The sequence below is a fragment of the Microbulbifer sp. 2205BS26-8 genome (assembly GCF_030731025.1).
Lineage (GTDB): Bacteria > Pseudomonadota > Gammaproteobacteria > Pseudomonadales > Cellvibrionaceae > Microbulbifer > Microbulbifer spongiae.
This window is the reverse complement of record NZ_JAVAMR010000003.1, coordinates 13,692-27,583: the sequence shown is the minus strand read 5'-3', so window position 1 is coordinate 27,583 and position 13,892 is coordinate 13,692. Positions and strand designations below refer to the sequence as shown.

At 58.0% G+C, this 13,892-nt stretch carries 7 protein-coding genes; all 7 read right to left on the bottom strand.

Annotation, left to right across the window (positions count from 1 at the left end):
* Positions 1–108 precede the first annotated feature (108 nt).
* Positions 109–1,302 carry an elongation factor Tu gene (tuf, locus tag Q5Y71_RS01445; protein ID WP_306039457.1) on the bottom strand — a complete coding sequence of 398 codons (1,194 nt, stop codon included), beginning with the start codon at positions 1,300–1,302 and terminating at the stop codon, positions 109–111.
* Positions 1,303–1,377: 75 nt separating this feature from the next.
* On the bottom strand, positions 1,378–3,483 hold the full coding sequence (gene fusA / locus Q5Y71_RS01440) for an elongation factor G (RefSeq protein WP_301415179.1): 2,106 nt from the start codon (positions 3,481–3,483) through the stop codon (positions 1,378–1,380).
* A 90-nt stretch (positions 3,484–3,573) separates the two neighbouring features.
* Positions 3,574–4,044, bottom strand: a complete 471-nt coding sequence (gene rpsG, locus Q5Y71_RS01435) for a 30S ribosomal protein S7 (protein WP_301415181.1) — start codon at positions 4,042–4,044, stop codon at positions 3,574–3,576.
* Between the two features lie 110 nt (positions 4,045–4,154).
* Positions 4,155–4,529, bottom strand: coding sequence for a 30S ribosomal protein S12 (rpsL, locus tag Q5Y71_RS01430; protein WP_067150990.1), 375 nt, complete (start codon positions 4,527–4,529; stop codon positions 4,155–4,157).
* A gap of 251 nt (positions 4,530–4,780) precedes the next feature.
* The gene (gene rpoC / locus Q5Y71_RS01425) at positions 4,781–9,010 is read right to left on the bottom strand and encodes a DNA-directed RNA polymerase subunit beta' (RefSeq protein WP_306039469.1); all 4,230 of its coding nucleotides are present in this window, start codon (positions 9,008–9,010) and stop codon (positions 4,781–4,783) included.
* 125 nt (positions 9,011–9,135) lie between these two features.
* On the bottom strand, positions 9,136–13,209 hold the full coding sequence (rpoB, locus tag Q5Y71_RS01420; protein ID WP_306039467.1) for a DNA-directed RNA polymerase subunit beta: 4,074 nt from the start codon (positions 13,207–13,209) through the stop codon (positions 9,136–9,138).
* 282 nt (positions 13,210–13,491) lie between these two features.
* Positions 13,492–13,857 carry a 50S ribosomal protein L7/L12 gene (gene rplL / locus Q5Y71_RS01415; RefSeq protein ID WP_306039465.1) on the bottom strand — a complete coding sequence of 122 codons (366 nt, stop codon included), beginning with the start codon at positions 13,855–13,857 and terminating at the stop codon, positions 13,492–13,494.
* Positions 13,858–13,892 lie beyond the last annotated feature (35 nt).

The following is a 13,892-nucleotide window of genomic DNA, read 5'->3' as shown; positions in this document are numbered from 1 at the left end:
TTGAAACCCCATAGAAATCAGGCACCAATTTGGGCACTGTGTGAGAAAAAACAAAAAAAAGCCGCAGCGTTTTAGCGGCGGCTTTTTTAGTCCGGTCAGGCGTAAAAGTTATTCGATGATCTTGGCAACCACGCCGGCACCGACAGTGCGACCACCCTCGCGAATTGCAAAGCGCAGGCCGTCTTCCATCGCAATCGGGGCAATCAGGGTGACAACCATTTGGATATTGTCGCCCGGCATGACCATCTCGGTACCTTCCGGCAACTCTACCGCACCGGTCACATCGGTGGTACGGAAGTAAAACTGCGGACGGTAGCCCTTGAAAAACGGGGTGTGACGGCCGCCTTCGTCCTTGGACAGTACATATACTTCCGCCTCGAACTTGGTGTGCGGTGTGATAGAGCCCGGCTTCGCCAGTACCTGTCCACGCTCCACCTCATCGCGCTTGGTACCGCGCAGCAGTGCACCGATATTTTCACCTGCACGACCCTCGTCGAGCAGCTTGCGGAACATCTCCACACCGGTACAGGTGGTGGAGGTGGTTTCCTTGATACCGACGATTTCGATCTCGTCACCGGTTTTGATAATTCCGCGCTCCACACGACCGGTCACTACGGTACCGCGACCGGAAATGGAGAAGACGTCTTCGATCGGCATCAAAAACGGCTGGTCTACCGCGCGCTCCGGCTCGGGAATGTACTCATCCAGGGTTTCAACCAGCTTCTTCACCGCGGTGGTGCCCAGCTCGTTGTCGTCTTCGCCGTTCAAAGCCATCAGGGCGGAACCGACAATGATCGGGGTATCGTCACCCGGGAACTCGTACTGGTCGAGCAGTTCGCGCACTTCCATTTCCACCAGTTCGAGCAGCTCTTCGTCGTCGACCATGTCCGCTTTGTTCAGGAACACAACGATGTAAGGGACGCCCACCTGGCGGGACAGCAGGATGTGCTCGCGGGTCTGCGGCATGGGGCCGTCAGCGGCGGAGCACACCAGAATCGCGCCGTCCATCTGCGCGGCTCCGGTAATCATGTTCTTCACGTAGTCGGCGTGTCCCGGGCAATCCACATGGGCGTAGTGGCGGGTGGGGGACTCGTACTCAACGTGAGAGGTGGCGATGGTGATACCGCGCTCACGCTCTTCCGGCGCATTGTCGATACCGTCGAAAGCCACTGCGTCACCGCCCCAGACCTCCGCACATACACGGGTCAGCGCTGCGGTCAGGGTGGTTTTACCGTGATCTACGTGACCGATAGTGCCCACGTTTACGTGGGGCTTGGAACGTTCAAACTTTTCTTTTGCCATCTTAGATGTCCTCTAGCTAAGTGTTTGCCAAAGAAACCCCGACCAAACGCCGGGACCCATTTGGGCAGAAGTGAATCAGGCCTTGTTCTTTGCGATGATGTCATCGGCAACGTTTTTCGGCGCTTCGGCGTACTTCAGGAACTCCATGGTGTAGGTAGCACGGCCCTGGGTGGCGGAACGCAGATCGGTTGCATAGCCAAACATTTCCGCCAGCGGCACTTCGGCATTGACCACCTTGCCAGCCGGGTTATCGTCCATACCCTGGATAAGACCGCGGCGTCGGTTAAGGTCGCCGACCACGTCCCCCATGTTTTCTTCCGGAGTAACCACCTCCACTTTCATCACAGGCTCAAGCAACACCGCGCCGCCCACGGAAGAGAGTTTCTTGGTGGCCATGGAACCGGCGATTTTAAACGCCATTTCACTGGAGTCCACATCATGGTAGGAGCCATCGTACAGGGTCGCCTTCAGGCCTAGCAGCGGGTAGCCCGCCAGAACTCCGTTTTGCATCTGCTCTTCAATACCCTTCTGTACCGCCGGGATATATTCCTTGGGTACAACACCGCCCACAATCTCGTTAACGAATTCCAGACCTTCCTGGGACGCGTCCTCGGCGGGCTCGAATTTCACCCAGACATGGCCGAACTGGCCGCGGCCACCGGACTGGCGGACAAACTTGCCTTCGATCTCGGAGGTATTACGAATCGCCTCGCGGTAGGCTACTTGCGGCTTACCAATATTCGCCTCGACGCTGAATTCCCGTCTCATCCGGTCAACGATGATATCCAGATGCAGCTCACCCATACCACCAATAATGGTCTGGCCGGTTTCCTCGTCGGTCTTCACGCGGAAAGAGGGATCTTCCTGGGCCAGCTTGCCCAGTGCAATACCCATTTTTTCCTGGTCCGCTTTGGATTTCGGCTCAACCGCAACGTGAATGACCGGCTCGGGGAACTCCATACGCTCAAGAACGATTTTACTCTTCTCGGCACACAGGGTGTCACCGGTGGTCACATCTTTCAGGCCAATTGCAGCGGCAATATCCCCGGCCAGCACTTCTTTGATCTCTTTGCGGTCATTGGAATGCATCTGCACCATACGACCGACGCGCTCCTTCTTCATTTTGACAGAATTGTATACCGCGGTACCGCTCTCCAGACGACCGGAGTAAACGCGGAAGAAGGTCAGGGTCCCCACAAAGGGATCGGTGGCAATTTTGAATGCCAGCGCGGCAAAGGGTGCGTCGTCATCTGCTTCGCGGGTCTCAATGGTTTCACCATCTTCCAACGTTCCCTCGATTGCCTTCACCTCGGTCGGTGCCGGCAGGTATTCGATCACCGCATCCAGTACCGCTTGTACACCCTTGTTCTTGAAGGCAGAGCCGCCCAGAACCGGTACAATTTCGTTGGCCAGGGTGCGCTGGCGGATGGCCGCCTTGATTTCCTCTTCGCTCAGTGAATCCCCTTCCAGGTATTTCTCCATCAGCTCTTCACTGGCTTCCGCCGCCGCCTCTACCAGGAACTCGCGCATTTCTTCGCATTCGTCCACCAGCTCTGCGGGAATGTCTTCGTAGGTGAAAGTCGTGCCTTGGTCGGCCTCGTTCCAGATAATGGCTTTCATCTTGACCAGGTCCACCACGCCTTTGAAGTCATCTTCAGCACCGATGGTCATCTGCAGCGGAACCGCATTGGCATTCAGGCGGTCTTTCAGCTGCTTTACGACGTTGCGGAAGTTGGCGCCGGCACGGTCCATCTTATTGACGAAGACCATACGCGGTACTTCGTACTTGTTGGCCTGGCGCCAGACAGTTTCGGTCTGGGGCTGAACGCCAGAGGAGCCACACAGCACAACGACAGCGCCGTCGAGCACGCGCAGGGAGCGCTCGACTTCAATTGTGAAGTCAACGTGTCCCGGGGTGTCGATGATGTTTACGCGGTGCTGGTCGAACTGCTGCTGCATGCCAGCCCAGAAGCAGGTGGTTGCCGCAGAAGTAATGGTAATACCGCGCTCCTGCTCCTGCTCCATCCAGTCCATGGTGGCGGCGCCTTCGTGCACCTCACCAATTTTGTGAGACAGTCCCGTATAAAAAAGTACGCGCTCTGTAGTGGTGGTTTTGCCAGCGTCTACGTGGGCGCAGATACCGATGTTGCGGTAGCGTGCAATAGGCGTTTTACGTGCCACAGTTGTATCCTCGATATAACGGCAAAAGGCAGCCAGGAAACTTCCCTGCTGCCTTTCGGTATTAATTTCCGATGTCGATCATCATCAGACTTAGAAACGGTAGTGAGAGAACGCCTTGTTGGCTTCCGCCATACGGTGTACATCTTCACGCTTCTTGACCGCGCCGCCCTTGTTCTGGGCTGCGTCGATCATTTCGTTGGCCAGACGCTGGGCCATGGACTTTTCGCCGCGCTTGCGGGAAAACTCCACCAGCCAGCGCATTGCCAGTGCCATACGGCGCGAGGGGCGCACTTCAACAGGCACCTGATAAGTTGCGCCACCCACTCGGCGGGATTTCACTTCCACCATCGGCGCGATGTTTTCCAGGGACTCTTCGAATACTTCGATGGGGTCTCTGTTGAGTTTTTCAGAAACCGAATCCAGGGCTCCGTATACGATACGCTCTGCGACGGACTTCTTGCCACTGATCATGACGTGATTCATGAACTTGGCCAGGGTGATGTTCCCGAACTTGGGGTCGGGGAGCACTTCGCGCTTGGCGACTACTCGTCTTCTCGGCATGGGAATTGCCTCTCTTCAGGGTTACTCTGAGACGCCGCCGTAACACCTTACAATCCGGCGAGCTCAGCCTTACTCCGGTTGGAAACCGAAACGCAAATGGTTACAGGGAATTAGCCTTTGGGACGCTTGGCACCGTATTTGGAACGGCCCTGCTTGCGATCGTTGACGCCGGCACAGTCCAGTGCCCCGCGCACTGTGTGATAGCGCACACCCGGCAGGTCTTTTACCCGGCCACCGCGTATCAGTACCACACTGTGCTCCTGCAGGTTGTGGCCTTCACCGCCGATGTACGAAGTGACCTCGTAGCCATTGGTAAGACGCACACGGCAAACCTTGCGCAGTGCGGAGTTCGGCTTCTTCGGTGTCGTGGTGTACACGCGGGTGCAAACTCCCCGGCGCTGCGGGCTGGCCTGTAGCGCGGGAACATCGCTTTTTTCAACTTTGCGTTTTCTCGGCTTACGAACCAACTGGTTGATCGTTGCCATTAAAAATCACTCCAAAAATAAAATGCCCCCACCTCTCACAGTGAGGGCCTGTCGTCTGTTTGTAACGCCGACCTGAAAGCCGGACAAAACACCCCGTAACAGCGGGGGCCGCATTCTATAGGCGACACCCCACCGAGTCAATCGGCGACGGGCGTTGTGCTTTCCGGCCCGGGCAGTCGCCCATACGCCCTTCACGGCAAATGTGCCTCAAACCCCTTCACGCTACCGGGGTGACGAGGCAGCAATATGGCCTATTCGCCAGAGGACTTCAGGGCCTCGGTCAACGCCGCTTCCACTTCTGCCGCGGAGGGGCCTTCGCCGAAGCTCTCTTCCAGCTGCAGGCTGCGCTTGCGTTTGCGCTCACTGTGGTAGGCCAGGCCGGTGCCTGCCGGGATCAAGCGTCCCACAACCACATTCTCCTTCAGACCGCGCAGGCTGTCTTCCTTGCCGGTCACTGCCGCTTCGGTCAGAACCCGGGTGGTCTCCTGGAAGGAGGCCGCAGACAGGAAGGACTCGGTGGCCAGGGATGCCTTGGTGATACCCAGCAACAGGCGCTCGAACTGCGCCGGCTGCTTGTTCTCGGCACGCAGTTGCTCGTTCTCCTCGATCACGCGCTGGTATTCCACCTGATCGCCCTTAATAAAGCCGGAATCGCCCATCTCGGTGATCTCCACCTTGCGCAGCATCTGGCGCACAATAGTTTCAATGTGCTTATCGTTAATGCCTACGCCCTGGAGACGATACACCTCCTGAATCTCGTTAGTGATGTAGCGCGCCAGTTCTTCCACGCCCTTCAGGCGCAGGATATCGTGGGGGTTAGACGGGCCATCGGAGATCACCTCGCCCTTCTCTACGGTCTCGCCTTCGAACACGGTCAGCTGGCGGTGCTTTGGTATCAGAACCTCGTAGTGGTCCTTGCCATTGGCCAGCGGCTTGCCATCGCGGGGGGTGATCTGCAGACGCACCTTGCCTTTGGTCTCTTTACCAAAGGAAACCGTGCCGGAAATTTCCGCCAGGATGGACGGCTCTTTTGGCTTGCGGGCTTCGAACAGGTCGGCAACCCGCGGCAGACCACCGGTAATATCCTTGGTACCGCCGGATTCCTGCGGGATACGGGCGATCACGTCCCCCAAATTGGCCTTGCTGCCATCGGCGAGGCTGAGAATCGCGCGCGCCGGCAGCGCATAGTGTGCAGGCGCATTGCTGTTGGCCAGGGTCAGCTCTTCGCCACTCTCGTTCACCAGGGTCACCGCTGGGCGCAGGTCTTTACCCGCGGCCGGGCGTTCGGCCGGATCAATCACCTCGATAGAGGACAAACCGGTGATCTCGTCGGTCTGCTTGCGGATTGAGAGCCCTTCTTCCATACCGGAGAGCTTCACCCAACCGGCTACTTCGGTAATGATCGGGTGGGTGTGCGGGTCCCACTTGGCCACGATCTGGCCACCATTGACCTCTGCACCCTCGTAGACGTTGATCACCGCACCATAGGGCAGCTTGTAGCGCTCGCGCTCGCGACCGGCACTGTCGGCTATCGCCAGCTCACCGGAGCGGGATACCGCCACCAGGGTACCGGCTTCCGTTTTGACCGTCTTCACATTGTGCAGGCGCACGGTACCGGCCTGTTTCACCTGGATGCTGTCCGCCGCAGAGGCGCGGCTCGCGGCACCACCGATATGGAAGGTGCGCATGGTCAACTGGGTGCCCGGCTCACCGATGGACTGTGCGGCAACCACCCCCACAGACTCACCCGAATTGGCGCGGTGACCGCGGGCCAGATCGCGGCCGTAACACTGAGCACAGATACCATGGGCGGTCTCGCAGGTGATTGGCGAGCGCACCAGCACCTCATCAATGCCCATGGCTTCGATACGCTCCACCCACTTCTCGTCGATCATGGTGCCGGCAGAAACCGCGATCTCGTCACTGCCGGGCTTAAGCACATCGCGGGCCACAACACGGCCGAGGATACGGTCGCCGAGGGACTCGATCACATCGCCGCCCTCAATCACCGGCGCCATGGTCAGGCCATCATCGGTACCGCAGTCCACTTCGGTGATCACCACGTCCTGGGCAACGTCCACCAGACGGCGGGTCAGGTAGCCGGAGTTGGCGGTTTTCAGTGCGGTATCCGCCAGTCCCTTGCGGGCACCGTGGGTAGAGATAAAGTACTGCTGTACGGTTAGTCCTTCGCGGAAGTTGGCGGTAATGGCGTTTTCAATAATGGAGCCGTCCGGACGGGCCATCAGGCCGCGCATGCCGGCGAGCTGGCGGATCTGCGCCTCGGAGCCCCGCGCACCGGAGTCCGCATACATATAGACGGAGTTGAAGGAATCCTGCTCGGTCTCCTTGCCTTCGCGATCGACCACCGGCTCTTTTTTGATGCCGGCCATCATGGCCTTGGTCACCTTGTCATTGGTGCGGGACCAGACGTCGATCACTTTGTTGTATTTCTCCCCCTGGGTTACCAGGCCGGAGGCGAACTGGCTTTCGATCTCCTTCACTTCCTCTTCCGCCACAGTGATCAAATCAGCCTTGGCAGCGGGAATCTCGAAGTCGTTCACACCAATGGAAGAACCGGATTTGGTGGAGAAATCAAAACCGGTGTACATCAGCTGGTCGGCAAAAATAACCGTCGCCTTAAGTCCCACCTTGCGATAGCACTCGTTTAGCACACGGGAAATGGGCTTCTTCTTCATGGGTTGGTTGACCAGCGCGAACGGCAGGCCTTCCGGCACGATATTCCACAGCAGTGCACGGCCTACCGTGGTGTCCTGTACGGAGATGGTTTCGTGTTTCTCGCCATCCTCTCCAAGAATCATCTCGCGGATACGCACTTTGACCTTCGCCTGCAGGCCAACCTGCTTGGCATAGAACGCGCGGCTGACTTCCTTGACGTCAGAGAAGTACATCCCCTCGCCCTTGTCGTTGACACGCTCGCGGGTCATCCAGTACAGCCCCAGAACCACATCCTGGGACGGCACAATGATGGGCTCGCCGTTGGCGGGCGACAGGATATTGTTGGTGGACATCATCAGCGCGCGGGATTCCAGCTGCGCTTCGATGGTCAGGGGTACGTGCACCGCCATCTGGTCACCGTCGAAATCGGCGTTATAGGCCGCGCACACCAGCGGGTGCAGCTGAATCGCCTTGCCTTCGATCAGTACCGGCTCGAACGCCTGAATACCCAGACGGTGCAGGGTCGGGGCGCGGTTGAGCAGTACCGGGTGCTCGCGGATCACTTCATCGAGGATATCCCATACCACCGCCTCTTCGCGCTCGACCATTTTCTTGGCTGCCTTGATGGTGGTGGCCAGGCCGCGGGCTTCGAGCTTGCCGAAAATAAACGGTTTGAACAGCTCCAGGGCCATTTTCTTGGGCAGACCGCATTGGTGCAGGCGCAGGGTCGGCCCCACCACGATCACGGAGCGGCCGGAATAGTCCACGCGCTTGCCCAGCAGGTTCTGGCGGAAGCGGCCCTGCTTGCCCTTGATCATGTCCGCCAGGGACTTCAGCGGGCGCTTGTTGGAGCCAGTGATGGCGCGGCCGCGACGGCCGTTATCCAGCAGCGCGTCCACGGACTCCTGCAGCATGCGCTTTTCGTTGCGTACGATAATATCCGGTGCATTCAGCTCCAGCAGGCGCTTGAGACGGTTGTTGCGGTTGATCACACGGCGATACAGGTCGTTCAGATCCGAAGTCGCAAAGCGGCCACCATCCAGGGGTACCAGCGGACGCAGGTCCGGCGGCAGTACCGGCAGGGCCTGCATGATCATCCACTCGGGGTTGTTGCCGGACTTGTAGAAGGCCTCCAGCAACTTCAGGCGTTTGGACAGTTTCTTGATCTTGGTTTCGGAGTTGGTGGCCGGAATCTCCTCCCGCAGACGCTGGATTTCCGCCGGCAGCTCGATATCGCTCATCAGTTCCTGAATCGCCTCGGCACCCATCTTCGCCTCGAACTCGTCAGCGAACTCCTCCATCGCCTCGAAGTACTGCTCATCGTTGAGCAGCTGGCCGCGCTCCAGAGTGGTCATGCCCGGCTCGGTCACCACGTAGGATTCAAAGTAGAGCACGCGCTCGATATCCCGCAGGGTCATATCCAGCAGCAGGCCGATACGGGACGGGAGGGATTTCAGGAACCAGATATGCGCAACCGGGCTGGCCAGTTCGATGTGGCCCATACGCTCCCGACGCACCTTGGCCTTTGTCACTTCAACGCCACATTTCTCACAGATAATGCCGCGGTGCTTCATGCGCTTGTACTTGCCGCACAGGCACTCGTAGTCTTTCACCGGACCAAAAATCTTGGCGCAGAACAAACCTTCGCGCTCAGGCTTGAAGGTGCGGTAGTTGATGGTTTCCGGCTTTTTCACTTCACCGTAGGACCAGGAGCGGATCATGTCCGGCGAGGCCAGACCGATGCGGATCGCATCAAACTCTTCCAACTGCTCCTGGGACTTCACCAGGTTTAATAAATCTTTCAAGGCCTTTCCTCCACTAGGGGGTAATCAACCCGGCTATAGACTGTGCCGGGTGGGCCGGGCCCCATTGCTCTCAGGGCGCCGGCGCTTGTCTCAATTCACCTGCTTGGCTTCTGTGCCCGTCAGTCCTACTCGTGCTCGAGCTCGAAGTTCATGCCGAGAGAGCGGATTTCCTTCACCAGAACATTGAAGGACTCCGGCATACCGGGCTCCATACGGTGATCCGAGTCCACGATGTTCTTGTACATCTTGGTGCGTCCTTCCACGTCGTCGGATTTGACCGTGAGCATTTCCTGCAGGGTGTAGGCGGCACCGTAGGCTTCCAGCGCCCAGACTTCCATCTCCCCGAAACGCTGACCGCCAAATTGTGCCTTGCCGCCCAGCGGCTGCTGGGTCACCAGGCTGTAGGAACCGGTAGAACGCGCGTGCATCTTGTCGTCCACCAGGTGGTTCAGCTTCAGCATGTACATGTAGCCCACGGTCACCGGGCGCTCAAAGGCATCGCCGGTGCGGCCGTCGTGCAGGGTGATCTGACCGGAATCGGGGATATCGGCAAGGCACAGCAGTTGCTTGATCTCGCTCTCATCGGCACCGTCGAAAACCGGCGTCGCCATAGGCACACCGCAACGCAGGTTCTGCGCCATCGCCATGACCTCCTCATCGGACAGAGCCTGCAACTCTTCGCGACGGCCACCGGTGGAGTTGTAAACCGCATCCAGGAATCCGCGCACCTTGGCGACTTCCTGCTGCTCCTTGATCATACGGTCGATTTTCACGCCGAGCCCCTTGGCGGCCATGCCCAGGTGCATTTCCAGAACCTGGCCGACGTTCATCCGCGAGGGTACACCCAGGGGGTTCAGGACGATATCCACCGGCTCGCCGTTTTCATCGTAGGGCATATCCTCGACGGGCTTGATCACGGAGATTACGCCCTTGTTCCCATGGCGACCGGCCATCTTGTCGCCCGGCTGGATGCGGCGTTTGATCGCCAGATACACCTTGACAATTTTCAGTACACCCGGGGCCAGATCATCACCGGACTCCAGTTTTTTCTTCTTGTCTTCGAAGGCTTCGTCAAGCAGTTTGCGGCGCTCTTTCAACTGGGCTTCCGCTTTTTCCAACTGTTCATTCAGGCTTTCGTCTTCCATGCGCAGCTTGAACCAGTCTTCACGCGGCAGCGCGCCCAGCGCTTCCGCGGTCAGCTCCTGCCCCTTGCTGATGCCTTTGCCACCGGCGGCTCTCTGATCCTGCAGCGCTGCCTGCAGACGCTCGAAGGTCGCACCCTCCACGATACGGTATTCTTCGTTCAGGTCCTTGCGTACTTCATCCAACTGCGCCTTTTCGATATCGATGGAGCGCTGGTCTTTCTGCAGGCCATCGCGGGTAAACACCTGTACATCGATTACGGTACCCCGGGTGCCACTGGGCGCGCGCAGGGAGGTGTCCTTCACATCGGATGCCTTCTCACCAAAAATCGCACGCAGCAGTTTTTCCTCCGGGGTCAGCTGGGCTTCCCCTTTCGGAGTGACCTTGCCCACCAGGATATCGCCGGCCCCCACTTCCGCACCGATATACACAATGCCGGACTCATCCAGTTTGTTCAGGGCGGACTCCCCCACGTTGGGAATATCCGCGGTGATTTCCTCACTGCCCAGCTTGGTGTCGCGGGCAATACAGGTCAGCTCCTGAATATGGATGGTGGTGAAGCGGTCTTCCTGTACCACGCGCTCGCTGATAAGGATGGAGTCCTCGAAGTTGTATCCGTTCCAGGGCATAAACGCGATGCGCATATTCTGGCCCAGGGCCAGCTCACCAAGATCGATGGAGGGACCGTCGGCGAGAATATCGCCGCGGGCCACGCGATCACCGGTATTCACGATCGGGCGCTGATTGATACAGGTATTCTGATTCGAGCGGATATATTTGGTCAGGTTGTAGATATCCACACCGGCATCACCGGTTTCCACCTCGGCATCCGCTACGCGTACAACCACACGGCTGGAGTCGACTCGCTCGATCACGCCACCGCGCTTGGCCACCACGCACACACCGGAGTCACGGGCTACGGTGCGCTCCATACCGGTGCCCACCAGTGGTTTCTCGGCGCGCAGAGTTGGAACCGCCTGGCGCTGCATGTTCGAACCCATCAGGGCACGGTTGGCATCATCGTGCTCCAGAAACGGAATCATGGCCGCGGCCACAGACACCACCTGCTTGGCAGAAACATCCATATACTGGATTTCGCCCGGTGCTTTCAGGGTAAATTCATTCTGGTAACGCACACTTACCAGATCATCGGTAAAGCGTCCTTCCCCATCAACCGCTGCAGACGCCTGGGCAATCACGTAATTGGCTTCATTGATAGCGGACAGATATTCGATTTCGTCAGTTACGTGACCGTCGATCACCCTGCGGTAGGCGCTCTCAAGAAAGCCGTAGTGGTTGGCGCGGGCGTAGGTGGCGAGCGAGTTGATCAGTCCAATATTCGGCCCCTCCGGGGTTTCAATCGGACATACGCGACCGTAATGGGTCGAATGGACATCGCGCACTTCAAAACCGGCACGCTCGCGGGTCAGGCCACCCGGACCCAGCGCGGAAACGCGGCGCTTGTGGGTCACTTCCGACAGCGGGTTGTTCTGGTCCATAAACTGTGACAACTGCGAGGAACCGAAGAATTCCTTGACCGCCGCCGCCACCGGCTTGGCATTGATCAGGTCCTGCGGCATCAGGCCCTCGGACTCAGCCATGGACAGGCGCTCCTTGACGGCGCGCTCAACGCGTACCAGTCCCACGCGGAACTGGTTTTCGGCCATCTCGCCCACGGAGCGCACCCGGCGGTTACCCAGGTGGTCGATATCGTCCACCATACCCTGGCCGTTGCGGATATCAATCAGCGTCTTGAGGACTTCGACAATATCCTCCTTGCTCAGGGTTCCCGGACCGGTCTCGTCTTCGCGGCCGAGGCGGCGGTTGAACTTCATGCGGCCAACGGCGGACAGGTCGTAACGCTCGTCGGTAAAGAACAGGTTTTCGAATAGGGACTCCGCTGACTCCTTGGTGGGCGGTTCGCCCGGGCGCATCATACGATAGATTTCTACCAGCGCTTCCAATTGGGTGCGGGAGGGATCTGCGCGTAGGGTATCGGAGATAAACGGGCCGCGATCGAGATCGTTGGTATACAGGGTTTCACAGTGTTTGACCTTGAGCCCCTGCAGCTTGGCGATGATCTCATCGGTAATCTCCGTGTTGCACTCGACCGCGATCTCGCCGGTAGATTCATCAATCACATCGTGCGCCAGAATACGCCCAAGCAAGTATTCCAGTGGCGCTTCCAGATTCTTGACGCCGGCTTTTTCCAACTGGCGGATATGGCGGGGCGTGATGCGTCGCCCCTCTTCCACCACCACCTTGTCTTTGCTGTCCTTGATGTCGAAGAAAGCCACATCACCGCGCAGGCGGGAGGGAATCAGCTCCAGGCTGACGCGGTCCTCCAGCAGTTCAAACCTGCTGGTTTCGAAAAACATCTCCAGCATTTCCTGGGAGCTGAAGCCCAGAGCGCGCAACAGGATGGTCGCCGGCAGTTTACGACGACGATCAATGCGTACAAACACCAGATCTTTCGGATCGAACTCGAAATCGAGCCAGGAACCGCGATAGGGAATAACGCGGGCGGCATACAACAGTTTGCCGGAGGAGTGGGTCTTGCCTTTGTCGTGATCAAAAAATACACCCGGGGAGCGGTGTAACTGGGAGACGATGACGCGCTCGGTGCCGTTGATTACGAAGGTACCGTTATCGGTCATGAGCGGAATCTCGCCCATGTACACTTCCTGCTCTTTGATGTCCTTAATGGACTTATTCGCAGACTCCTTATCGTAAATAATCAGGCGCACGCGCACGCGTAGGGGACAGGCGTAAGTCACCCCGCGCAGGGTGCATTCCTTGACATCAAAAGCGGGCTTACCGAGCGTATAGCTTACATACTCCAGGGCGGCATTGCCGGAATAGCTGACAATTGGAAAAACGGATTTAAACGCCGCCTGCAGGCCGATGTCCAGGCGGTCGTCGGGGCGCTTGTCAGCCTGTGTAAAATTGCGATATGAATCCAGCTGTATCGCAAGCAGGAAGGGCACATCCATGACCTTGGGCAGTTTGCCAAAATCCTTGCGGATACGTTTTTTCTCAGTATATGAGTAAGCCATTCAAATTCCCCAGCTTGATCGGTGGCAAGACTTCGTGGAACTCCACTCGGGAGCTTTTACGGGCGAGAAGCCTCTGAACAACACAGCTTCACTGTTCTGGTCAGAATCCTCTCCATATTTCAGGCAGTGCAGTCACTGCACGATAGTTGATGGGATTTGCCACGCTATTTCCGGCAAAACCCCAGCACTGCAAACGGCAAAAAGGCCGGCAGACAAAAGTCCACCAGCCTTACCGCCACCCACCGTATCAAACGACTGATAGCGGGAATCACTACAACTGAATTACTTCAGTTCTACAGATGCGCCGGCGTCTTCCAGTTCTTTCTTAGCGGCTTCGGCCTCGTCCTTGCTCACGCCTTCCTTCAGCGGGCTGGGAGCGCCGTCAACCAGGGCCTTGGCCTCCTTCAGGCCCAGGCCAGTGATGCCGCGAACAGCCTTGATCACATTTACTTTCTTGTCGCCTACTGCGGTCAGGATTACATCGAAAGCATCCTTTTCCTCAGCCGCCTCAGCAGCAGCCGGACCGGCCACCACTGCTGTTGCAGCAGTTACACCGAACTTCTCTTCCATCGCTTCGATCAGCTCGACGACGTCCTTGACGGACATTTCGGCAACTGCGTTGATGATATCTTCTTTAGTCAGAGACATGAGTCATTACCTGAATTAATTTGAGCAGTAACTGC

Coding starts and splice junctions, on each gene's coding strand:
- tuf (WP_306039457.1), bottom strand. CDS start 1,302: ATGGCAAAAGAAAAGTTTGAACGTTCCAAGCCCCACGTAAACGTGGGC.
- rpsG (WP_301415181.1), bottom strand. CDS start 4,044: ATGCCGAGAAGACGAGTAGTCGCCAAGCGCGAAGTGCTCCCCGACCCC.
- rpsL (WP_067150990.1), bottom strand. CDS start 4,529: ATGGCAACGATCAACCAGTTGGTTCGTAAGCCGAGAAAACGCAAAGTT.
- rpoB (WP_306039467.1), bottom strand. CDS start 13,209: ATGGCTTACTCATATACTGAGAAAAAACGTATCCGCAAGGATTTTGGC.
- rplL (WP_306039465.1), bottom strand. CDS start 13,857: ATGTCTCTGACTAAAGAAGATATCATCAACGCAGTTGCCGAAATGTCC.